Source organism: Virgibacillus sp. GM2-2, from assembly GCF_055329585.1.
Genome location: NZ_JBUZWC010000121.1, coordinates 1 through 253 on the forward strand (window position 1 = coordinate 1; position 253 = coordinate 253).

Sequence of the window (253 nt, forward strand, 5' to 3'; positions counted from 1 at the left end):
CCCTCGGCCACGGCGAACCCCGGGGGATGGGTCGCCGGAACGCGCGTGTCGGCGAACGTCGCGTCGACGAACTTCCTCCGCGCGCGCACGCGCGTGCGCTCACCGCTGACGCGGGAGGTGACGACGCCGTCATCGCCGAGGTCGCTCAACGAAAGGTAGGTGACGCGCCCGCTGGGGAGCAGCCGCTGGCGCATCACCTGGTCGAAGTACGCGCAGATCTCGGGGCCGCTGGCCAGTTCGTAGAGCCCGCGGT

The 253-nt window shown here is 71.9% G+C and carries 1 protein-coding gene; it reads right to left on the reverse strand.

What is annotated here, in order from left to right; genetic code table 11:
• The coding region (locus ACY9Z2_RS19200) for a hypothetical protein (protein ID WP_463611276.1) at nt 1-253 on the reverse strand (253 nt) is incomplete at both ends.